The following is a 22,746-nucleotide window of genomic DNA, read 5'->3' on the forward strand; positions in this document are numbered from 1 at the left end:
GCCGTCATCAATCCAGTTCAGCCGTGCCGATGCCCCGGATCATTGCAGGTGCACGCGTAATTCGAGTCGTTCCAAGCGTTTCCAAGAATGATGCTGCAAAAGTTCTTGCGACGGAAACCGGGGTCCTTCAACGCAAGCACGTCGTCGTTGACCGTACCGAATGTCGAGTCCGGCCGGTGCTTCATGCCCTCGTTAAAGGCGTTGATAATCTGCTCCTTGAAGTTCTCCCCGCGAGGGTGAGCCGCCACCACCACCTTGCGCTGTTCCTCGGTGAACTCGTCATACGCGAAGCCCAGCACGTCCATCTCGACGCCTGCCGTCACGAGTTGAACCACTGGCTTCTTGAACGGCGGAATACCCGGTGTGGTATGCAGCGCGATCGCGTCCCACACGAGCTCGACCTCGCCTTCGGGAATGCCGTGCCCCTGAAGGAAGCTGCGTGCCGCATTTGCGCTGTCGACCTCGAAGCGGTTCTGCGATCCGCGAAACTGTTCGCTAAGACCCATGTCATGGAACATTGCGCCTATATACAGAAGCTCGGGGTCATACTTCAACCGCTTGCGCTCGCCGGCGAGAGCGCCGAAAAGAAATACGCGAGTGGAGTGATGGAAAAGCAGGTCCGACTCTGTGTCGCGAACCAGTTGAGTGGCTGCGCGTGCCATTGCGCTGTCGGGAATCTTGATTCCTGCAATCGTCGTCATGTTCGTTGCTCCAATGTGTGCGTAGTTGCCGCGCATTCCGGGCGGCTTGAGATAGCTACGTTGAGAAGGAAAGCCCGCACCCAAAGTATCGGAGTGCGGCAAGCAACTTTCAATTCGATCGATGCCTGGAACACAGCCAACCAGACGGCGTTTTCTGCCAACTGCGGCGCCTACGACCGCGTAGGTTATCCTGCGCATACCGACGACAGACACCATCGCCATGAACCTTAGGGCTCTACAGTGCTTCGTGATTCTTGCAGAGGAGCTCAACTTCAGCCGCGCCGCGGAGCGCTTGCATATCGCGCAGCCCGCGCTCAGCCAGCAGATCCGTTCACTCGAAGACCGGCTCGGCACGCAGCTCGTCGATCGCGCGAGGCGTCCGCTCGCGCTCACAGAAGCCGGCCACTATCTTTGCACCGAGGCTCGCCAGATACTCGGCGCATTGGAGCAGGCCGGCCTCGCGACGCAGGAAATCGGCGTGGGCCGGCGCGGCTGGCTCAGCGTCGGCTTCACGCGCTCGGCGATGTACAGCATCTTGCCGCCCGCGCTCAAGGCATTTCATCACGCGTATCCGCAAGTGGAATTGAAGCTCTTCGAGATGCTCACCGAAGAACAGACCGATGCCTTGCGCGACATGCGCATTCATATCGGCATCGGCCGGCAGCCGCTGGCCATCGACGGTTGCACGTCATATCCGCTGCTGCGCGAACGGGTCATGGTCGCACTGGAGCCCGGTCATCCGCTCGCCGCGCAGAAGAAAGTCAAAATCGCCGATCTCGCGGATACGCCGTTGATCCTTTATCCGAAGCATCAGAATGCGCAGTTCAAGCGCTCGGTTCTATCGTTGTATCGGGACGCCGGTCTGACGCCGCTCGTCGCTCATCAGGCGTATGAAATCCAGACCGCTATCGCGCTCGTGGCGGCCGGACTCGGCGTCACCTTCATCGGCGAATCCGTCGCGCGGCTCGGCCGCAGCGACGTCGTGTATCGCCATCTGACCGGGCCCGGTTCAACGCATCGCTCGACGCTCGCCGCAACTTTTCGTACAGACGACGCTTCACCCCATTTGCGTGCATTCCTCGCCTGTCTGCCGCCGCCAATTGCGGACGCAGCACTATAAGCAAAAACCTATAGAAGCATAAGCAACCCGTCTTGGACTCATCACCGCCGCGTTCTTATCATTGATTCCACACATGACAAGAACGCAGGGACGGCAACTTCGCCGTCGCCGCAAGGTAGGAGACAGGATGAATCCGATCGACGAAGCCGCCACCATGCGAAAGGTCTATGGGCGCCTGATGCCCCTGCTTTTCGCCATGATGTTTTTCAACTATCTGGACCGGATCAACATCGGATTCGCCGCGCTGGATATGAACAAGCAGCTCGGCTTCAGCCCCGCTGTGTTCGGATTTGCAGGCAGCATTTTCTTTGTCGGCTACATGCTGCTCGAAGTGCCGAGCAACCTGCTGTTACATCGCGTCGGCGCACGCCGCTGGATCGCGCGCATTCTTCTGACATGGGGCGCTGTGGCCGCGGTCACCGCGTTCGTCTTCAACGACACGAGCTTCTACGTGCTGCGTTTTCTGCTCGGCGTGATGGAAGCGGGCTTCCTGCCGGGCGTCGCGGTCTATCTGACGAAATGGTTTCCTGTACGTTACCGGGCGCGCGCCGTGGGCGGCTACATCATTGCCGGTTCTTTTTCGGCGGTGCTGGGCGGTCCCATTTCCACCGCGCTGATGACTTACGCGGACGGCGTTCTCGGCCTGCACGGCTGGCAGTGGATGTTCATTCTGGAAGGCGTGCCGGCGATGCTGCTCGGCCTTCTCACACTGCGCATCATGACCGAGCGCCCCGCCGACGCCGCCTGGCTTTCCGCCGATGAAAAACGCTGGCTCGAATCGACGCTCGCCGCCGAGCGCGAGGCCTTGGGAGGCAACACGCATTTTCCGCTGCTGCGCGTGGCGGCCGACATCCGCGTGTGGAGTCTTGCATGCCTGTTCGGCTGCGCGCTGGTCGGCATTTATGGATTGTTCCTGTGGCTGCCGCAGATCGTCAAAAGCCTTGGACATCTAACTAATCTCGAAGTCGGTTTTCTGTCCGCCGCGCCGCCGTTGCTCGGCGTACTCGGGACTTTCCTGATTAGCCGCAGTTCCGATCGTACCGGCGATCGCAAGAAACACCTCGCTTTCGTCTATGGCATGAGTGCACTTGCCATTGCCGGCAGCGCGTATGCGCCTAACCCCGTCATCGCCTATGTGCTGTTGTGCATCACGGGCCTGTTCATCTACGCGGGCAATCCGCTGTTCTGGAGCCTGGCGTCATCGTTCAGAACGGGAGCCGCGGGCGCCGCGACGATCGCGCTCATCAACACCATCGCGCAATTCGGCGGGCTCGTAGGGCCGTGGAGCATCGGACTCGTGCGCAGCGCGACCGGCAACTTCAAGCTTGCGCTGCTGACCATTGCCGCGTTCCTTCTTGTATCGACGATCATCGCGCTCGTGATGCGAGTCACGGCATCGGACGACGAAACCGCCTCGCTCACCGCCGGCGATGCCGCGCCGCGTGCTTGACGAATAACCCTTGCGACAACCAGAACGAAGGTACTTGCAGACATGATCATCGATTGTCACGGGCATTACACGACCTCGCCGCCGCAGCATGAAGCATGGCGCATACAGCAGATCGCCGCGCTAAAGGACGGTCACATGCCACCGGCACGCCCCAACATTAGCGACGACGAAATCCGCGAAAGCATCGAAACGGGCCAACTGCGCATTCAACGCGAGCGCGGAACGGACCTCACGATTTTTTCGCCACGCGCCGCAGGCATGGGTCACCATCTGGCCACCGCCGAAGCGAACGCGCACTGGTCGCGCGAATGCAACGACCTCGTGCATCGCGTGTGTTCGCTGTTTCCGCGCAATTTCGTCGGCGTATGCCAGTTGCCGCAAGCGCCGGGCGTGCCGCCCGCGAACTGTATCGACGAATTGCGGCGCTGTGTCGAAGAACTCGGCTTTATCGGCTGCAATCTGAATCCCGATCCATCCGGCGGACACTGGTCCGGACTGCCGCTCACGGATCGTTCGTGGTATCCGCTTTATGAAGCGATGGTGGAACTGGACGTGCCCGCGATGATCCACGTGTCGTCATCGTGCAATCCGAATTTCCACGCGACGGGCGCGCATTACATCAACGGCGACACGTCCGTGTTCATGCAGTTGCTCACCGGCGATCTGTTCGCCGACTTTCCCACCTTGCGCTTCGTCATTCCGCACGGCGGCGGAGCAGTGCCCTATCACTGGGGACGTTACCGCGGTCTCGCGCAGGACATGAAGCGTCCGCTGCTGCGCGACTATCTGCTGAACAACGTGTTCTTCGATACGTGCGTGTATCACCAGCCGGGCGCGGAATTGCTCGCGAAAGTCATTCCGGTAGAGAACATTCTGTTCGCGTCGGAAACGATAGGCGCGGTGCAAGGCATTGATCCGGAAACCGGCCACTATTACGACGATACGCGCCGCTACATCGATGCAATCGGTTGGCTCAGCGACGCGGACCGGCAACGTATCTACGAAGACAATGCGCGAGCGGTGTACCCGCGGCTTTCGCGTCAACTCGATCGACAATTCGCGGCGCAAGGAGCGATTGCATGAACCCAATAGGATGGCGGGAATTTGAGTCCGCACCGCAGGCTCGGCCCGCGACGCTCGACGCATTGCGCGAGCTCGCGGTCTCGCTGCTCAGCGACAACATGGCGCGAGCGAGCGGCATGATCGGACTGCGGCCGTATCATCGGCCGAAGCCTCTCGCGGGCACGGCGGTGACCGTGCATACGCGGCCCGGCGATAACCTCGCGATTCATCGCGCGTTCGATTTTTGCCGGCCCGGCGACGTGCTGGTGATCGACGGCGCGGGCGACCTTACGCAGGCGCTGATGGGCGAGATCATGGCGAGCTTCGCGCAAAGCCTCGGCGTCGAAGGACTCGTGATCGACGGCGCAATCCGCGATGTCGGCGCGTTGCGTCAGCGCGATTTTCCGGTGTATGCGCGCGGCGTCACGCATCGTGGTCCGTACAAGAACGGCCCTGGCGAAATCAATGTGCCTGTCACGGTAGGCGGCATGGTGGTCCGTCCAGGCGATATCATTGTCGGCGATGAAGACGGCCTGCTCGCAATCGCGCCCGCCGATGTCGACGCCGTTATCGAAGGCGCGCGCCGGCAACATGCGAAAGAAACGGCCGCCTTGAAGTCGATTGCGGAAGGCAATTTCGACCGCTCGTGGGTGGCCCCGCAACGCGACAGGATGATGAACACCTGAATGTGAGCCTCATGGCGCAATATCTGAACGCTGCAACGCTTCTTGAACTCGCGCGCGCCGCGGAAGCACGCGCAAGCGCGCCCTGCCCGTGCATGAAGACGCCGCTCGACGGCTGGCAATCGCAACCGCTGTCACTCGATGAAACGCAGTTCGGGGAAATCGGTACGCTTTCTACTGAAGACTATATAGAGCCGACCTTCAGCGAGTATCTCCCCGGCAAGACGACCTACTGGTCCGTCGATGCGCCTATTGCACCACGCTACTTTCCATACAACCGCTGCGCGGTATGGGAATGCAAGTTATGCGGACGTCTCTATCTGCACTACACGGAAGGCGGCGGCTATTTCGTCGATCGCAGGATTCGCGCTGTAAAAGCCGGGCTGGTTGAAGACGTGCCGCTGGAGTCTTAATCGGCCAGGCACTCACCAGCCGCCAAACTCATAACTGCTATGCATCCCTCGCAATGTGCAGCGCAAACGGCAACCGCATAATGCCGTGACGCAACGCTCACATTGAAGCCGCGTTTGTCCCGCGAACCGGCAACGAGGAACCCCAATCCATGTCTGACAATGCAAATGCAAATGCCGTTGCACAACCGCGCAATGGCGGACGCATTCTCGTCGATGCGCTCGCGCGCAACGGCGTCGATACCGTCTATTGCGTTCCCGGCGAAAGCTATCTGCCGGTGCTCGACGCGCTGCACGACGCGCATGGCATCCGCGTGATCACGACGCGCCATGAAGGCGCAGCGTCGAACATGGCCGATGCATACGGCAAGATCACCGGCCGCCCCGGCATCTGCTTCGTCACGCGCGGCCCCGGCGCCACGCACGCGAGCAACGGCGTGCACACGGCCAGTGAAGACTCCACGCCGATGATCCTGTTCATCGGCCAGGTGGAACGGGACTTCATGGGCCGCGGCGCATTCCAGGAAGTCGACTACCGCCAGATGTTCGGCGGGATTGCCAAGTGGGTCACGGAAATCGACAGCACCGAACGCATTCCCGAGATTCTCGCGAAGGCATTCAGCATCGCGATGTCGGGGCGCCGCGGTCCAGTGGTGATCGCGCTGCCCGAAGACGTGCTGTTCGGATCGGCAACCGTAGCCGATGCCCCCGCGGCACGTGTCGTCGAGGCGGCGCCCACGGCGCACGCGCTGAGTGAACTGCGCGCGCTACTCGAACGCGCGTCGCGGCCGCTCGCGATCGTCGGCGGCACCGGTTGGGATGCCGACGCAACCGCCGCGTTCGGACGCTTCGTCGTATCGAACGATCTACCCGTCGCCGCCTCGTTCCGCCGCCAGGACCTCTTCGATAATCGCGATCCGCACTATGTCGGCCAGCTCGGCCTCGGCGTATCGCCGAAGCTCGCCGAACGCGCGCGCACCGCCGACCTGTTGATCGTGGTCGGCTCGCGGCTCGCGGAGACGACGTCGTCGGGCTATACGTTGTTCGAAAGCCCGACGCCCGCGCAGATGATGATTCATGTGCATCCCGATCCGGAGGAACTCGGCCGCGTCTACCAGGCGCGCTTGCCGATCAACGCCGGCCTGCGCGAGTTCGCGCTCGCGCTGGATAGCGTCGCGCCGGTCAGCTCGCATGCGTGGGCGCAATGGACGAAGGACGCGCGCGCCGACTACGTGGCTCATTCGACGCCGCCCGCGCCATCGCCGGAAATTGCGGGTGTGGATCTCGCGCATGTGGTCGGCCACCTGAACGAAGTGCTGCCCGACGACGCCGTCATTTCGAACGGCGCGGGCAACTACACGGTCTGGGTGCACCGCTACTACCGCTACAGGATGCCCGCGACCGAGCTCGCTCCCACGAACGGCGCAATGGGCTACGGCTTTCCCGCCGCCATTGCCGCCAAGCTGCGCGATCCGCAACGCAGCGTGGTCTGCTTCGCCGGCGACGGCTGTTTCATGATGTACCCGCAGGAGCTCGCCACCGCCGTACAGTTCGGCGCGCCGCTTATCGTCATCGTCGTCAACAACGGGATGCTCGGCACGATTCGCATGCACCAGGAACGCGAGTATCCGGGCCGCGTCTCGGCGACCCAGCTCGCGAATCCGGATTTCGTCGCGCTAGCCAAAGCGTTCGGCGCACACGCGGAGCGCGTCGAACGTACCGAGGATTTCCCCGCTGCGTTCGAGCGCGCGCAACAGGCCGGCGTCGCGGCGCTGATCGAACTGCGCACCGATCCGCGGCAGATCACGCCGGTTAGCCGTCTGAGTGCATGAGCGTGGCCGCGTGCAACGTCGTATTCGGCCACGTGCCGTCGCTGACGAGATCCGCGGCAAGATCGCGGATCATCTGCGCGACGTTCCATACGCCTTCCGGCATCACGCGGTTTTGCGGCCACGCGATGGCGACTTCCCGCTGCACGACGGGGTCCGTCAACGGAAAACATTTCACCGTGCCCGATGCCACTTCGTCGACGACGGCGGCTGCGGGCAGCGCAGTCGCGCCGCATCGTTCGATCACGAGGCGCTTCGTGATGGATATCGAGCCATCGCATTCGAGGGCGATCATAGGCGCAAAGCCGTGCCGCGCCGCAAGCGATTCCACGAGCACGCGCAGTCCGTGATGCGTGCTCGGCAGAATCAACGGAACGCCGGCGAGCCCGCTGACCGCAAACGGCCCGTCGGGCACCGGCGATGCGGCGGGCGTCACGAGGCACACCTGCTCCGACAGCAGCGCATCGAACTGGCTTGTGCCCGGATGCTCGGGCACGTACATGATCGCGAGATCGATCTCGCCGTCGTTCAGCAAGCCGAGAAGATGAGTCGCGAGTCCTTCGACGAAACGCACTCGCGTGGCCGGATAGCGCGCCTTCAGACGATGGCCGAGACTGCCGAACATCATGCGCGCGATGGTGGGCTGCGCGGCAACGGCGAGCGTGGCCGGCCCGCGCGCGGCGCTGTCCTGCATCGCGACGCGAGCTTCGTCGAGCGTCTTTTCCATCGCGAGCGCGTAACCGAGGAGTTGTTCACCACGCGCGGTGAGCCCGACTCCGCGGCCGCTACGGCGAAAGAGCCGCACGCCGAGCTCCGCTTCGAGCATGCCGATACGCCGGCTGACGGTCGACTGATTCGCGCCCAGCTCCATCGCGGTGCGCGAGATGCTGCCGGTTTTCGCGACGCGCGCGAACAGTGCGAGATCGTCTGAGTTCATGGACGCGGAGTAGTTAGCCGGAATAGTTAGCCGTACTGCGCGAGTGCGTCGTACCGTTCACCGCGTTACAAACGCTATGCTCACAGGAGACGGCACGCTCGCCGATTGCCCGGTCTGCGACAGCATGCCAGAAGCATTGTCGATAGCGAGCACGTTCACTGTGCCGCTGCGCTGATTCGCGACCAGCATCCACTTTCCGGACGAATCGATCGCGAATGCCCACGGCTTCTCACCGCCCGACGAAATGCGCTGAACCAGCGACAGTTCGCCGGAGGCCGCATCGACGCGATAGACCGCGAGCAGATTCTCCGCGCGATTTTCGGCGTACACGAAGCGTCCGTCGCCGCTGACCGCGATTTCCGCTCCGCTCGGCGTGCCCTTGAAGTTTTCGCCGCTGACCGGCAACGACTGCCGCAACGTCAAGCGCCCTTGCGGTGCGTCCCAACGAAACACCAGCACCTGCGCGGGCAATTCGCTGATCACATAGACAAACTGACCGTTCGCGCCGAATGCGATATGACGCGGCCCGCTGCCCGGCGGCGCAGCGAACGATCGCGGAGGAGTGGCGTCGTCGGCCACGAGCGCGTGCGCCGCGCGGTCAAAGCCGTAAACGAACACGCGATCGGCGCCGAGGTCGGGAACAAGTGCATACCGCCCCGAGGGATCGACTGCCGCGCTATGCGCATGCGCGCTTGCCTGCCTGCGGTTCGGGCCCGAACCGGTCTCCTTAACCGTGCTGACGACCGCGCCCAGGCTTCCATCGTCATTGACCGCGATGCTCGATACCGAACCGCCGCCGTAGTTCGCAGCGAGCAACGTCATCGACGGGATGTCCAGGTACAGGTTCGTGGTGCCGCTGCCTCTCGTCGCAACCTCGTTGATCCTGGCGAGCGCGCCGTTCGAGCGATTCACCGCGTAGGCGATCACGCGCCCTTCTTTCGTGTTGTCGTCGTCGACCGCGTAGAGCACCGGCAAAGCCGGATGCGCGGCGACCCATGTGGAGCGCGGCCCCTCGGCGACCTTGCCGATCGTCGTGAGGCGGCCCGTGGACGTATCGAAGCGCATGGCGTGAATCTGGCGGTCCTGCGTGCCGATGTAGACGAGTTCCGTGCGCGCGTCTTGCGACGATGTACCCGCACTGCTGCACGCACTCAATGCCGCCGCGAGCGACATCAGTACAGCGAGCGCGCCGGTTTTAACGTATCGCGTACGCGTGATTCTTGTTAAAGGCTGGGTCATGGGCGACAAATCTGGAGACCTGAATGAACTAGAGATGTTTCCAGACTATTCGATTCACCGCGGTGCGTCCCTGCATAAAAGCACGATTCGCCGGCATTTTTCGCTGCACGCGCTGCGTTGTCCAGGCGCTTACTGCGACGAAGCCTTGCGATGAGGCTGCTGCCGCGCGGCCGCACGAAACTGGCTGGGCGCCTGACCGACTTCCCTGCGAAAGAAGCGCGTGAAATACGCGGCATCGGCGAAACCGAGGCCAAAAGCAATCTGCTCCACCGACATGTCGCCGAAAATCAGATTGCGCTTCGCCTCCGTAATGATGCGGGCGTGGATCATCTTGGTGGGGCTTTGCTCAGTCGCCGACGCGCACGCTGCACGCAGTTGCACGAGAGACACCGCCATCATCGATGCATAGTCCTGCAGCGGCAGATTCTCGCGGAAGTGTTCATCGATCAGCTTGCGAAAACGTTCGACGAGCCGAATGTCGTTGCGAGTCGAGCTTTCGTGCGCCGCATCGAGGCGCGCCTCGCGAACCAGCTTGAGCAAAAGCATGGTGAGCAGCGCTTCGGTGCCGACCACATGGCCGGTCGCATCCGATTCCACTTCTTCCTTCAGGCTGTGGATCAAGCTGCAGAACTCCATTCCCGCTTCTGCGGAATGGGCAAGCGGAATCACGCGCGGCGCAGCCCACAGTGCGATGAATTCGTGAAGCCTGGCGTTCACCTGCGCCAGATAGGCGACCTCGATCGTGACGACCCAGCGGTCGGCATCGACTTCATAGTCGAGACCATGCACGCACTCGGTCGGCAACAGCAATGCGCACGGCCCTTCGAACGGCACGCTGCTGCCTTCCAGATTCATCACGCCGCGCCCATTGCGCACGAATATCACTTGCCCGTAGGCCGGATGTGCGTGAGGCTCGGTTCGCCAGCGGCCTCGTTCGGTGACATGTCCAACATGCACGAACCAGTCCCGTTCTTCAGGGCGCTCAACGTACAGACGAACCTTCGGAACAGTTGTCAGCTTCGCCTTGGAACCGGACCGCGTTTGATACTTTGCCGACGCACTGTTTGTCATAAAGTCTCCTTGGCCGCTACGGATTCACGCGCCTATTGATTCACGCGCCCACTATCAGCATTCCGGTTTCGCGAGCCATCGGGCAACGCGATGCGGATAACCGCATGCTGCTCGTGGCGTATGGCGAGTGGAACCGCGAAGTGCGTGAGAAGATGGACGCGGCACGAATTGCGGTGCGCATGCGCGAGTTTGCAGCAGCGCTAACAGCGGAAAAAACCCACGAGAGCGCCGTAGATTTTTGCATATCTTCGAACAGCACGCGCCCTGCTATTTACCCGAACGCGCAGCGCGGCGGCGATCAGAATCGATGCACCATGCCGATAATCGCGCCGCGCGTGTCGGCGCCCGGTGCGACGGCAAGGCCCGTATAACCGGTGCCGTTGAGCGTGAAGCGCGCCTGATTGCGGTTCTGGATGAAGCCCGCGGAGCCGTACAGCGTCGTGCGTTTCGACAGTGAATAGGCGTACGTCAGACCGACCTGCTGCGCATTATTGCCCTGCCCGGTCCGGTCATGCGCATAGCCATACATGACTGAAAACTGCGCGGCCGGACTGAATGCATAAGAACCGGATGCCTCATACACATCGCGTTTGATACTGTTATCGGTCTGGTGTTCGGTGTGGTACGCCAGATAGAACCGCGCGGCCCCTACAGCGACAGACGCCCCCGCGTTGAACAGTTTGAGTGTGGACGTTCCCGCGGCGTTTGCCGCCTGCTCGTAGCCTGCGGCGATGCGAAAAGGTCCGTTCTCGTAGCGAAGCGCCGCGTTATAGAACTGGAATCCGTTGGTCGGCTTCGTGGTGGAATCGCGCATTGCCACCATGAACTGCGCGCTCAGGCCGTACACCGTCGGCGTGAAATAAGAAATCGCGTTGTTCACGCGCACGGTCAGGCTGTTGAAGTTATTCATTGGCGAGCCAATGCTCATGACCGCCACAGGGTCGAGCTCGGGGTTGATAAAGATGTACTGAGGCGTGTTTTGCAGGCCAAAGCGCGTCTCGCCGAATGCGCCGGATAGACCGACCCACGCCTGCCGGTTAAAAGCGGCGGCCGAATTTGAAGCCGCGCCTGTCACGCCGGAGAAGCCCTGCTCCAACTGGAAATTGACGTGCAGACCACCACCTATGTCTTCACTGCCCTTCAAGCCATACCGGCTTGCGAACAGTCCACCGGACACCGCGCGAAGAACCGTTCCCGCAGCGGAATTCCGGTATTCGATGCCGTTGTCGATAACCCCGTACAGCGTGACCGACGACTGCGCGTATGCAGAATTGAAAGCGCATGCCGATGCAATCACGGATAAACCCATGATGGTCTTTTTCATTTCGTCTCCTGTTTATAGTTTGTTTGTGCGAGCCTGATCCCGGCCGCCAGGGTCGCTACGGCCGCTACGGTCGCTGTGCGCTATCAAGCGTATTGAATGAGCGGTGGCGCGTCCCTACACAAAAGTCAGTTTCACTGGCATTTTTTGGGTAGTACTGGCTCGAGCGAAAGCGCCTCGTCGACCTCGTTGATTTTTGGCGCCCATTCGCGGCGAAGCAGAATGACGGTGCTCGCCGCTCCCATTAACAGGAAGATAAAAATCGCCATCATCGGCAGTTCGTAGCTTCCGCCAACGTGCAGAAGCCAGCCCGAAAGACTCGCCGATACGCCTCCCGCCAGGCTGGTCGCGACCTGCTGTAGCCCGGTGTTCAAGCCGACGGCCTGAGTTGGAATCAACGTCAGTTTGCACAGCGCGAGATTGTTCGCCGTGACGAGCCCCAGCAGCGACAGCGACGCTACGTTCCAGAAGAGCGCCATGTCCGCGGTGCGCGCATAGGCGCCGAGCAGAACCGTCGTGCCGCCGATAAAACCCGCCACGATAAAGCATTTGCGCACGAACACGGCGTCGTGTCCGCGCGCGATTATTCTGTCTGCGGCGAACCCCGCGAGCGCCGCCACGACCGCGATCCCCGCAAAGCTAAAAAACGTATAAACGCCCGACTTCTCCAGCGAAAGCCCGCGCTGTTCCACCAGATAGGCAGGCATCCATGTCATGCAGTAGAACGCGAAGTAGCTGTAGCAGAAATTGTTGACGAGCCCGCCCCATACGACAGGGCTCGCCAGCAGATTACGGAGCGGCACCGAAGCGGCCCGATGCATGGCCGCCGCGAGTTCATCGCGCGACGGGTAATCGTTTCGCACCATCAGCAGCCAGAGCAGCAACCAGACGAGTCCGACGAGTCCTGTTGCAATGAACATCAGTTGCCACGAATACCCGACGATCATCCACGCCGCGATCGGCGCACCGAGTGCGGGCCCCATCTTGCCGCCAATCGAAAAGATGCCTAATGCAGTGCCTTTCTGCGTTTCCGCGAAGTTGTTCGCGAGATAGCGATAGGTGGCCGGCACCACCACCGCTTCCGCAACGCCGATAAGCAGACGCATCACGATCAGCGCCGACAATGTCGTCACCATGCCGGTGGCCGCGGCTGCCAGACACCACAGCAGGAAGCACACGGAATACGGCCACTTCACGCCATAGCGATCGACGAGCCAGCCCATCGGCATCTGAAACAGGCCATAAGACCAGAAGACGGCGGAATTGAGCCAGCCGCGCTCGATGCTCGTCAGCGCAAAATGCCGGACAAAGCTTTTGTCCGCGAGCGCAGCGGAAAGGCTCGTGCGATCGACAAAAGAAATCAGCAGACCTAGCGCGAGAAGCACGAGGATGCCCCAAGGGTTTTCAGCGCCCGCGCGTCTGTGCGTCAACTGATTCGTCTCCATGCTCACAGCGTCGGAATGTATAGCGGCATCGCTTCTTCCCACAGCGTATCGGTAATCGGCCGCTGATTGCTGCCGTCCGCATTCATCACCCAGTTCTGGCCGTCGGGCTGGAAGCTGTTGTCGTAGAGCGCGAGTTCGTCGCGAAAGCCGTACGTTCCCGAGCTATATGCGATGCGGCCGTCCCACGTCCATACGGCGTGCCCCTGATTCGAGCCGTCGGTCGTGAGCCGTGTGAGGCCCGTGCCGTCCGGTCGGATCGTGAACACGTCGTAGTTGAACCGGTTTGGATTCGTGGCGTCGATCTGCTTGCGCGTGAACACGATCCTGCTGCCATCCGGCGACCAGCCCGGCAGATTGTCGGCGCCGCTCGTCAACACAGTCGTGCTGCGCGTGGCCAGGTCGAGAATGCGCAGCCCCTGAACCGCGTCGCTCCATACGCGGTACACGAGTTTCTTGCCGTCCGGCGAGTAGCTCGGGAAGCCCGAATTGATGGAGCCGTCTGTCAATGCTTCAGCCTGGCCGTTCATGCTGCCGTCGGCCCTGATACGCATGATCTGCGCGGGGCCGGTACTGCGCGTGAAAAACCAGTTGCCCACGCCGAAAGCGACCCACTGCCGATCGGGCGACCAGGCCGGTTGAAATGCGCCGGCGAGACCCTGAGCGATGGCAGCGGGGTCGAGGCCGCTCGTCGCCGGATCGTAAATGCGCGTGTAACCGGACAGATTGGGATTCGCAACGGCAATCGACGAATTAATTGCCTTCTCCGTATACACGAGCTTCGCGCGATCCCTCGACAATTGTGGGAATACGTCCAGATAGATGTACTTCCATGCGGGGTCGAAACTGAAGAGCGGCGTGCCATTGGCGCGTGCGGGACTAAACGCGACTTTTTCGTAGACCAGCTTCGTGCCGTCGGGCGAATAACGCGGCGAACGGATACCCGTATTGGCTGTCGAGTGGAAAGTACCTGCCGTTGTATAAAGCCCTTCGGTCGAGCCGCCCTTGACGTGATACGCGACGGTGGCCGCATTCAGATATTGCGGAAAGACCTTGAAGCCCGCCGTGGAGGTGAGCGTCGTTCGTGAAAGGCTCGTTATATCCACAGACACCAGTTGCGAGCTCACCGAGTTGATCGACTCGGGACGGTGCGCGCCCCATGTCGATTCCACCGGCGTTTCATAGAACACCACGCGCTTGCCATCCGGCGACCACGACGGCGAACCTTCGTCATAGCCGGAAACGCCGGCAATTTTCTTCCAGCCGGAACCGTCTGGCCGGACGATATAGATACTGCTTTCCTGCGTACGCTCCCAGCCGGTCGGCAGATTGTGGCCGCGCCAGTCGGAGCCGGTATCCGAAGACAACGCAAGCCATTTGCCGTCCGGCGACCATGACGGCCTGAAGTAACCATGCGGGCGCGTCGGATCGAAACCGAGCGAGCCCGTCACGTTGTTCAATGCGCCCGTCGATAGGTTCAGCGTCCACACGTTGGTCGTGCCGAAGCCGTCGTTGCCGCGGCGCGACGAGACGAACGCGATCACGTTCGGGTCCGTCGGCGAGAAGACGGCCGCATCGTCGACCGCAATGTGATCGGTTAGCCGCTCGAGACCGGTGCCGTCCACTTTCACGCGATACAGGTTCGATTGACCAGCGCCGTCGCGCTCGGACGTGAACACAAGCCACTGGCCGTCTTTCGAAAAGGACGCGTGATAGTCGAAGCCAGTACTCGGAATCAGCTTGCGTTCGCCAGTACCGTCGGCATTCGATATGTACAACTCTGAACTGACGGGGCCGACGCGGTTCAGGAACAAGGTTCCTTTCGGCGCCGTGCCCGCGGTGCCCGCAACGGCAACCGAAACCGAAGCGGAAACCGAGACAGCCCCGATGGCGATGCACGCGAGAAGCTTCTTTAAGGACGAAGTGAGATACACAGCGAATGCCTCCATGAGTTTTATGATCAAGCGGTTTTATTTCCTCGATACCTCCGTTCGCTCCTGCTTTCCGGGCACGATTCAGCCGAGGCTGCCGGTCACGTCGTCGAACAGTTCATCCACCGAAAGCCGATGCGGAATGATCTTCTGATCGAGCGCCCAGTCGATTGCCAACTGAATGCCCTTGCGGTTCTCCTCGAGTCCAATAGGCGGAAACACGGCGGGCACACCGCCTTCGGTCTGCGTGCGGCTCTCGACGATCATCCGGTACAGTTCCCGCACAATGTCCGGACGCTTCTTCGAAATGTCCTCGTGCACGACGAACATGTGGTTGATAGGCACCACGCCTTCGCGCGCGAACCAGTCTTTAGCCGCGGCCTGCGCGTTGGGCACGAGCGTGCGTACGCGTTCGTCTTTGGGCATGTCCTCGCCGAGCAGCGCGGCGGCGAGTTCGCCGTCGAGCATCATCTGCGAGATCGACGAACCGGCGGGCAAACGTTCGCAGTTATTCGGATCGCGGTACTCGGCGAGATGGCCGTCGCCGAGCGTCATCCACGTGACCTTGTCGAGATCGACGCCATATTCGTGGCGCAAAATGCCGCGAATCCATAGCGCGGTCGTCTGCGTATAAGTGCGAACGCCGACTTTCCTGCCTTCTATGTCCTTCGGATCGAGCTGGCCGAACTCGATGTTGTAGCCCGCGCAGTGATGCTGGAAGCGCCCCGAAATCGGCGTCGGCAACAACACATAGGGCTTGCCGTAAGCCTTGGCCTGCAGGAAGGTGACGATCGCGAGTTCGCCGGCGTCGAACGCGTTCTCGCGCACCATCGCCTTGAAGCCGTTGTGCGCCGGCGTGGGTCCGCAGTAGTCGAGCTTGACGAGGTCCGAGGCGACGCGGCCTTCCTTCATCGCTTTCGTGACCGGATAAGTGGCCAGATTCGTGCGTAAGGTGGGCACGCCCGCGGACCGCTCGGTAAACGTCGTTGTCATTGCGCTTCTTTCCTGTGCTTGAATGAATCCGGTTCAATACCCCGCCATCTCGCGCGCCATGCCGACCACGCCGTAGCTGCGCAGCGGCGCCGACATCAGAAAGCGATATCCCTCTTCGAGCAGGCGTTTGTGGTTCTTCGCGTTCACGTGCGGATTGCCGACCACCACGTTGTGCTTGCGGCACGTTTCGACGATCTTGCGCATCGCGTCGACCACCACCGGGTGCTCATAGTCGCGGGGATAACCGAGCTCCTGGCTCAGGTCGCCCTCGCCGATCAGAATGAACCCGATGCCCGGCACGTTCGACAGAATGTCGTCGAGGTTTTCGATCGCCTCGGTGCTCTCGCACATCAGTCCGACGAGAATTTCTCCTTGCGGCGCGAGCGGCCACACGTCGGCCTTGCGGTAGTAATCGGCCATGCTCAAACCCCAGTAACGCGCCGCGTTGGCCGGGCCGTCGCCGCGCACGCCCTTCGGCTCATACAAGGGCGCGCTTTTAGGCCGCGCATACCGGCACGACGCGACTGCGTTGTATGCCTGCTCGACTGTCGCCACATGCGGCCAGATCACGCCGTAAGCGCCGCGGTCGAGCACCTGCTTCGCGAACGCCTGATTCATTTCGGCGCCGTTGGCGGGAATGCGCGCGATCGGCGTCACACGCGGCGCTACCGAGCCCGACTCGGCGATCTGCTTGCGGCTGAGCATGTACTGCAACGCGTCGCCGAGCGCGGTCACGTCGTATGGGTTGTGCTCCATTTCGAAGACGATGCCGTCGTACGGCGCATCGCTCATCTCGATGGCGGTCTGCTTGTCGAGCTTCGAGAACGCGGCAAAAGCGGGCTTGCCGGATTCGAATGCGCGGATGATGCTGTTAAGTCGCGTGTCGCTCATGGTCTTTATCTCAGGATGAAGAGGGGCAGGCGTGGATGCATGAACTTGAGTTGGGCGCGGCTCATTCGTCGGCCTTCCAGTACATGAAGCCCATGCCTTCGCCGGTGCCGGCCGGCGTACGCCAGCACGGCACATAGTCGACGAGCGTCATGCTGGCGCGCGTTTCCTGCACGGCCTTCATCACGCTCACGTAAAGCTTGATTTCGGAAGTGCCCGACTGATACGAACGGTTGTCCACCGCGGCGAGACCTTCGTAGTCGTAGTCGGCGAGCATCTTCATGATGCGGCGGTCGAATTCCTCGTCGTTGACGAAATGGGAGAGACCGCCGGATGCGAAGATGCCGACTCGCACATCCTCCGGCCACGCGTCGATCGCGTCGCGCAGTACCGCTCCGAACTCGATGCAGCGCGACATGGACGGCTGCGTCGGCGGATAAAAGCAGTTCATGATGATCGGCACATGCGGCGGCGGTTCGTCGCCCATGATCTGGTGATAGACGAAGCTGTACGCATGCGGCACGACCGGATACGCCGGCAACGGCTTCATCCACACGTTGTCGGGCCACGCGAACAGATCGGTGAGATCGAAACCCTCGCGCTGGAAGTGCCCGATCAGATAACTGGCCAGCTTTGGATGACACTGGTGCGTGACGTGGTGGTCCGGTGCATAAACGGAGCGCTGCGGCGGGCCGTTATGCACTTGCTCGCCGCTGTAGATGGCGATGGACGGCGAGCAGTGCGTAAAGATCTCTTTTTGATCCTTGCCGAGAATGATCGCGACGTCGATGTTCGCGTCGCGATACGCGGCGGCCATGACGTCGAGCGCGGCGCGGCAGCGCGCGGCGCGCGCGGTGCGCTCCTCGAGCGTCAGGAACTTCTCGAACGCCGCTTCGCGATGCGCTTCCAGCTCCGCATAAGTCCAGGTCCGATTGCGATACCACAGCTCCGGATTGCTACGGTCGCGCTCACCGTTCTTTAGCCAGTCCTCCGGTGCCTGACCCAGCATGCCGCTATGCGGCACTGCCATCCCGAATACAATCTTCGCCATGTAAGGTTTCTCAGTGAATTAGTGTTTCAACATTGGTCTCGACGGCGCCGGCGTGCGTGCTACGCCTCGCGCAGCGCAGGCTGCATTTCCGTGACCTTCGGCGCCCATTCGGGGCGATAAAGAATCGCCGTGGCGAGCGCTCCAATCGCGAGGAAGACGAGGATCACCATCATCGGCAGGTCATAGCTTCCGCTCACATGCAGCAGCCATCCGGACAGGCTCGCCGTCACGCCGCCCGCGAGACTCGTCGCGACCTGCTGTACGCCCGTGACGAGTCCGATCGCCTGCTTCGGAATCAGGGAGAGCCGCGACAGCACCAGGTTGTTCGCCGTCACGAGGCCAAGCAGCGAGAGCGACAGCACATTCCAGAAGAGCGCCATGTCGAGCGTCTGCGCATACGCGCCGAGCAGCACCGTGCATCCGCCGACAAAGCCGGTGATGGTGAACACCTTGCGCACGAGAATCGCGTTGTGCCCTCTTGCGATGATCCGGTCCGCCGCCCATCCCGCGAGCGCCGCGACGATCGCGATGCCGGCAAAGCTGAAGAAAGTGAAAAGCCCCGACTTGGACAGCGACAGGTGACGCTGCTCGACCAGATACGCGGGCATCCACGTCATGCAGTAAAACGTGAAATAGCCGTAGCAGAAGTTGGTGATCAAACCGCCCCACACCACCGGGCTCGACACGATGCTGCCGAGACTCACCATGCGCGCGCGCCGGTTCGCCGCCGCGAGTTGCGCCTTGTCCGGCAGATCGTTGCGCGCGAGCAGCAGCCAGGGCGCGAGCCAGATAAGCCCGACGAGGCCCGTGGCGACGAACATCACCTGCCACGAATAGTGGACGATGAACCATGCGCCGACCGGCGCGCCCAATGCCGGGCCGAACTTGTTGCCCATCGCCAGCAGCCCGACCGCGAGACCGTTCTGGCTCTCGTCGAAGTTGTTGCGAATCCAGCGGTAGCTCGCCGGAATCACAATCGCCTCGGCCATCCCGATGACAAGACGCATCACGACGAGGCTCGCGAGCGCCGTGACCGCGCCCATCATCGCGGTGGCGACGCACCACAACGCGAAGCTGATCGCATACGGCCACTTCACGCCGTAGCGGTCGGCGACCCAGCCCATCGGAATCTGGAACGCGCCGTACGACCAGAAGAACGCCGCGTTGATCCAGCCGCGATCCACATTGGTGAGCGCGAAGTGCCGGATGAAGTTCGCGTCGGCGAGCGTCGACGAAATGCTGGTGCGGTCGACGAACGAAATCAACACGCCGAGCGCAAGGAGTGCGAGCACGGCCCACCGGCTCACGCCTGCCTGTCGTTCAGATCTGCTTGTCTCCATCTTCTGTTTTCTCGTTGGTTTGTGTGAGGCTTGCTCAGGCCAAGGCGGGATACAGCCGCCGTGCGGTGTCGCCGAAGATCCACGCGCGATCCGCTTCGCTCAGGCAGGCGAGGCCGGCTTGCGCGGTCGCGAGAATGTCGGCGAGCGTGCCCGGCGAGGTCGGATAGTTCGAACCCCACGCGAGCCGCTGCGCGCCGAATGCGTCGACGACACGCGGGAAAAAAGTTTCGGCGCTCGCCTGGTCCTTTTTCACATCGCCGAAAATGCGCGGCGTGAGCTTCAGGTAGATGTTCGGCAGCTCCGCCAGATCGAAGAAGCTCTGCGCTTTTGCATACGGCGCACCGTCGGCGACTTCGGGACGCGCCAGATGGTCGAGCACGATCCGCACGTTCGGAAAGCGCCGCGCGAGCGCCGTGACTTGCGGCAAACCGATCGGCCCGGTCTGGATGCACATCGGCAGCCCGAGTTCGCCGCACAGTTCCCACGCGGGAAACGAGCGCGGGTCGTCGAGTTCGCTTGGATCGAAGTCCTTCGTGCTGCCGCCCGTGAAGAGGCGCAGGCCCGCGAGGCCGCGCTCTGCCCAGCCGCGAATGACTTGCGGCGCATCGGCCTGCAATACGTCCACGGAACCGACGGCCACGAGACGCTCCGCGTATTTCGCGCAGCCGTCCACCACGTAGCTGTTGTCGAAGCCATACGTCGTCGACGAATGGACCACAGCGGCTCTCGCGACGCCGGCTTCGTCCATTGCCGCGATCAGCGTCTCGACCGTCGTGGGCCGCTCTTTCGACCAGTCCGAGCGCTTGCCGAACAACGGCGCCGGCGGGTAGCGGCTTTCGTCGTCGGAAATGATGTGCGGGTGAATATCAACGATTGAAAATGTCATGAGTGTCTCTGTGCTTTTCTGTGTGCCTGTCTATGTGCATGCTTATGTGCATGCTCAGGTGCGCGATGTGTTGAGTTGCAGCGGCTCGCGCCGGCATCACTTGCCGCGAGCCTTCAGGCGCGCGTCGAGACGCGGATAGACGCGCCGCGCATTGCCTTCGAAGATCTTGTAGCGGTCTTCGTCCGAGAGCGCCGGGCAGGCGTCGATATAGCGCTTCGTGTCGTCGAAGTACTGGCCGGTGGACGGGTCCTTGCCGCGCACCGCGCCAATCATTTCGGAGCCGAACAGCACGTTGTCGGCCGGCACGACCTTGGTCAGCAATTCGACGCCCGGCTGGTGATACACGCACGAATCGAAGAAGATGTTCTCGAGCAGCCCTTCCAGCGGACGCTCGCGCATTTCCAGCGACATGCCGCGATAACGTCCCCAGTGGTAGGGCACCGCGCCGCCGCCGTGCGGAATCACGAGGCGCAGCGTCGGGAAGTCCTTGAACAGATCCGACTGAAGCAGTTGCATGAAGACAGACGTATCCGCGTTCAGGTAATGCGCGCCCGTGCCGTGAAAACACGGATTGCACGATGCGGCGACGTGGATCATCGCGGGCACGTCGAGATCGACCAGCGCTTCATAGAGCGGATACCATTCGCGGTCGCTCATCGGTTTGCCGGTCCAGTAGCCGCCGCTCGGATCGGGATTCAGATTGCAGCCAACAAAGCCCAGTTGCTCGACGCAGCGGCGCAACTCGGGAACCGAGTTGGCCGGCGCCGCGCCCGGCGACTGCGGCAACTGGCACGCCGGCGCGAAATTGTCGGGATACAGTTCCGTCACGCGATACACGAGTTCGTTCGACACTTCGGCCCATTCGAGGCTCGTCCGCTCGTTGCCCAGGTGGTGGCTCATCAGACCGGCAATCGGCGAGAACAGCGTGAGGTCGCTGCCGCGCTCGCGCTGCAGTTTCAGTTGCCCGTTGCCGATGGCCTCGCGAATCTGGTCGTCGGTGACATAGGCGTCGGCGCGCGACGGCGCGTTAGCGGGATCGTTCGCGAATTCGACCTGCTTTGCGCGCCAGTTGCGAAATGATGCGGGTACGGTCGTGAAGTGACCGTGGCAATCGATAATCATGTTTTCTCTCTAACTTGCGTGCGCTCAGCGTGCGAGCGGATCGACGAACAGCTCGTCGATGGACATGCGCCGCGGCGTGAGGCCCTGCCTGAACGCCGTCGCTTCGAGCGCCTGAATCGTCTTGAGGTTTTCGGCGAGACCGTAAGGCAGCGGGTCATGTCCGACGATCTTGCGCAACTCGATGTATTTCCTGTCGCTCGCGCTCGTGGCTTCGCCGGCATCGAGCCGCGCGAGCCATTCCTGCTTCGCCTGCGCGAAGGCATCGAATAGCGAGCGCGCGATCCACGGGTGCTCGGCCAGCACCGAATCCTTGACGACGATCGTGCCGTGCATCGGATAGACGCCGGTGCGCGCGTAGTACTCCGTTTCGAGCTCGGCCGCGTTCGGCAGCAGGTCGGGATAGTCGGCCTCGACTTCCTGCCAGCCGCCCGTCGGCGCGCCGGTGCGGCCGATGCCCGCGGCAGCCGCAAAGCCCGCCGCCAGTTCGCCCTTCTCCATCATTTCGGATAGCGAACTGTTGGCCGGCGCGTGAATCACGTTCGGCGGCAACTTCAGTTGCGTTACGTGCTCTTCGTCGTCGACAACCCAGGTCACTTTCGACGAATCGAGCCCGAATTCGTCGATCAGCACCTGGCGCGTCCACACGCCGGTCGTCACCGAATAGGCGCGCACGCCGACCTTCTTGCCTTCGAGGTCCTTAGGCGTCTTGATGCCTGCGTCCGGGCGCACGAGCAGCCCGCCGTGGTGAAAGCGCCGCACGACGAACACCGGAAGCGCGACAAAAGGCGCGCCATAAGCGCGGGCGATGATGTAAGTGGTCGGCGCAAGTTCGCAGACATCGAACTCGACATCGCGGACCATCCGGCGAAACGCGCCGATCTGCGGCTTGACCGTGATGAATTCCGCGTCCACGCCTTCAATGGGAATGGAACCGTCACGGATGGCCGAGGTGTGCGGGTGCTCAGCAATTGCAATCTTGAGCGGGACTTTCCTTGTCAACTTCCTCTCCTTGGGAGTATTCGCCGCCGGCACCGGCGGAACACACCGGCGCCGGGCGCATCGTTTCGACGGACCCAGCATATTTGAGGAAGAGGCTCGCGTCCCTACACAAAAGTCACTTTCAATGGCACTTTTTTTGTCAGCGCGTGAGCGTCGATCGGCATTTGAAAAGTGCCGGTGAATCTGGATTTTGTGCAGGGACGTACGCGCGGCGATCCCCTATTCTGCGTTCTCGCTTTTCGCGGCACACCAAAAGAAACAGTCCCGGAGA

The 22,746-nt window shown here is 61.9% G+C and carries 20 protein-coding genes; 6 read left to right on the forward strand and 14 right to left on the reverse strand.

Annotated features, from left to right (window positions below; translation table 11 throughout):
- Window positions 1-17: 17 nt before the first annotated feature.
- Window positions 18-701 carry an HD domain-containing protein gene (locus BGRAMDRAFT_RS18915; RefSeq protein WP_006050415.1) on the reverse strand — a complete coding sequence of 228 codons (684 nt, stop codon included), beginning with the start codon at window positions 699-701 and terminating at the stop codon, window positions 18-20.
- 220 nt (window positions 702-921) lie between these two features.
- Between BGRAMDRAFT_RS18915 and BGRAMDRAFT_RS18920 the strand changes: the two genes are divergently transcribed.
- From BGRAMDRAFT_RS18920 to BGRAMDRAFT_RS18945, 6 genes are all read left to right on the forward strand, one after another.
- Window positions 922-1,821, forward strand: a complete 900-nt coding sequence (locus BGRAMDRAFT_RS18920) for a LysR family transcriptional regulator (protein ID WP_006050416.1) — start codon at window positions 922-924, stop codon at window positions 1,819-1,821.
- Between the two features lie 127 nt (window positions 1,822-1,948).
- Window positions 1,949-3,271, forward strand: a complete 1,323-nt coding sequence (locus BGRAMDRAFT_RS18925) for an MFS transporter (RefSeq protein WP_006050417.1) — start codon at window positions 1,949-1,951, stop codon at window positions 3,269-3,271.
- A gap of 42 nt (window positions 3,272-3,313) precedes the next feature.
- The gene (locus BGRAMDRAFT_RS18930; RefSeq protein ID WP_006050418.1) at window positions 3,314-4,354 is read left to right on the forward strand and encodes an amidohydrolase family protein; all 1,041 of its coding nucleotides are present in this window, start codon (window positions 3,314-3,316) and stop codon (window positions 4,352-4,354) included.
- Window positions 4,351-5,019: an RraA family protein gene (locus BGRAMDRAFT_RS18935; protein WP_006050419.1), complete on the forward strand. Its 669-nt coding sequence runs from the start codon at window positions 4,351-4,353 to the stop codon at window positions 5,017-5,019. The genes BGRAMDRAFT_RS18930 and BGRAMDRAFT_RS18935 overlap by 4 nt, the downstream gene beginning before the upstream one ends.
- An 11-nt stretch (window positions 5,020-5,030) precedes the next feature.
- Entirely contained in the window at window positions 5,031-5,429 is a 399-nt protein-coding gene (locus BGRAMDRAFT_RS18940) for a hypothetical protein (RefSeq protein ID WP_006050420.1), read from the forward strand.
- Between the two features lie 149 nt (window positions 5,430-5,578).
- Window positions 5,579-7,258, forward strand: a complete 1,680-nt coding sequence (locus BGRAMDRAFT_RS18945) for a thiamine pyrophosphate-binding protein (protein WP_006050421.1) — start codon at window positions 5,579-5,581, stop codon at window positions 7,256-7,258.
- Here BGRAMDRAFT_RS18945 and BGRAMDRAFT_RS18950 read toward each other — a convergent pair.
- The 13 genes from BGRAMDRAFT_RS18950 to BGRAMDRAFT_RS19010 form a co-directional block, all read right to left on the reverse strand.
- Window positions 7,239-8,192 carry a LysR family transcriptional regulator gene (locus tag BGRAMDRAFT_RS18950; protein ID WP_006050422.1) on the reverse strand — a complete coding sequence of 318 codons (954 nt, stop codon included), beginning with the start codon at window positions 8,190-8,192 and terminating at the stop codon, window positions 7,239-7,241. The two genes, BGRAMDRAFT_RS18945 and BGRAMDRAFT_RS18950, sit on opposite strands and share 20 nt — an antisense overlap.
- A 57-nt stretch (window positions 8,193-8,249) precedes the next feature.
- On the reverse strand, window positions 8,250-9,431 hold the full coding sequence (locus tag BGRAMDRAFT_RS18955; protein ID WP_232292296.1) for a lactonase family protein: 1,182 nt from the start codon (window positions 9,429-9,431) through the stop codon (window positions 8,250-8,252).
- Window positions 9,432-9,560: 129 nt separating this feature from the next.
- Window positions 9,561-10,502: a helix-turn-helix domain-containing protein gene (locus BGRAMDRAFT_RS18960; RefSeq protein WP_006050424.1), complete on the reverse strand. Its 942-nt coding sequence runs from the start codon at window positions 10,500-10,502 to the stop codon at window positions 9,561-9,563.
- A gap of 298 nt (window positions 10,503-10,800) precedes the next feature.
- Window positions 10,801-11,826 (reverse strand): porin, encoded by a 1,026-nt coding sequence (locus tag BGRAMDRAFT_RS18965; protein ID WP_006050426.1) that lies wholly within the window; start codon window positions 11,824-11,826, stop codon window positions 10,801-10,803.
- 131 nt (window positions 11,827-11,957) lie between these two features.
- Window positions 11,958-13,268, reverse strand: coding sequence for an MFS transporter (locus BGRAMDRAFT_RS18970; RefSeq protein WP_044021375.1), 1,311 nt, complete (start codon window positions 13,266-13,268; stop codon window positions 11,958-11,960).
- Window positions 13,269-13,270: 2 nt separating this feature from the next.
- On the reverse strand, window positions 13,271-15,229 hold the full coding sequence (locus BGRAMDRAFT_RS18975; protein WP_232292297.1) for a hypothetical protein: 1,959 nt from the start codon (window positions 15,227-15,229) through the stop codon (window positions 13,271-13,273).
- Window positions 15,230-15,280: 51 nt separating this feature from the next.
- Window positions 15,281-16,189 (reverse strand): type 2 periplasmic-binding domain-containing protein, encoded by a 909-nt coding sequence (locus tag BGRAMDRAFT_RS18980; RefSeq protein ID WP_006050429.1) that lies wholly within the window; start codon window positions 16,187-16,189, stop codon window positions 15,281-15,283.
- Between the two features lie 33 nt (window positions 16,190-16,222).
- A complete protein-coding gene (locus BGRAMDRAFT_RS18985; protein ID WP_006050430.1) occupies window positions 16,223-17,080 on the reverse strand; it encodes an HpcH/HpaI aldolase family protein in 858 nt (285 codons plus the stop codon).
- Between the two features lie 61 nt (window positions 17,081-17,141).
- Window positions 17,142-18,128: a DODA-type extradiol aromatic ring-opening family dioxygenase gene (locus BGRAMDRAFT_RS18990; RefSeq protein WP_006050431.1), complete on the reverse strand. Its 987-nt coding sequence runs from the start codon at window positions 18,126-18,128 to the stop codon at window positions 17,142-17,144.
- Window positions 18,129-18,187: 59 nt separating this feature from the next.
- The gene (locus BGRAMDRAFT_RS18995; RefSeq protein ID WP_006050432.1) at window positions 18,188-19,468 is read right to left on the reverse strand and encodes an MFS transporter; all 1,281 of its coding nucleotides are present in this window, start codon (window positions 19,466-19,468) and stop codon (window positions 18,188-18,190) included.
- A 34-nt stretch (window positions 19,469-19,502) separates the two neighbouring features.
- On the reverse strand, window positions 19,503-20,354 hold the full coding sequence (locus BGRAMDRAFT_RS19000; protein WP_006050433.1) for an amidohydrolase family protein: 852 nt from the start codon (window positions 20,352-20,354) through the stop codon (window positions 19,503-19,505).
- A gap of 96 nt (window positions 20,355-20,450) precedes the next feature.
- On the reverse strand, window positions 20,451-21,476 hold the full coding sequence (locus BGRAMDRAFT_RS19005) for an amidohydrolase family protein (RefSeq protein ID WP_006050434.1): 1,026 nt from the start codon (window positions 21,474-21,476) through the stop codon (window positions 20,451-20,453).
- A 24-nt stretch (window positions 21,477-21,500) separates the two neighbouring features.
- On the reverse strand, window positions 21,501-22,475 hold the full coding sequence (locus tag BGRAMDRAFT_RS19010) for an ABC transporter substrate-binding protein (protein WP_006050435.1): 975 nt from the start codon (window positions 22,473-22,475) through the stop codon (window positions 21,501-21,503).
- Between the last annotated feature and the right edge of the window lie 271 nt (window positions 22,476-22,746).

This window comes from Paraburkholderia graminis C4D1M (genome assembly GCF_000172415.1).
GTDB classification, from domain to species: Bacteria; Pseudomonadota; Gammaproteobacteria; order Burkholderiales; family Burkholderiaceae; genus Paraburkholderia; species Paraburkholderia graminis.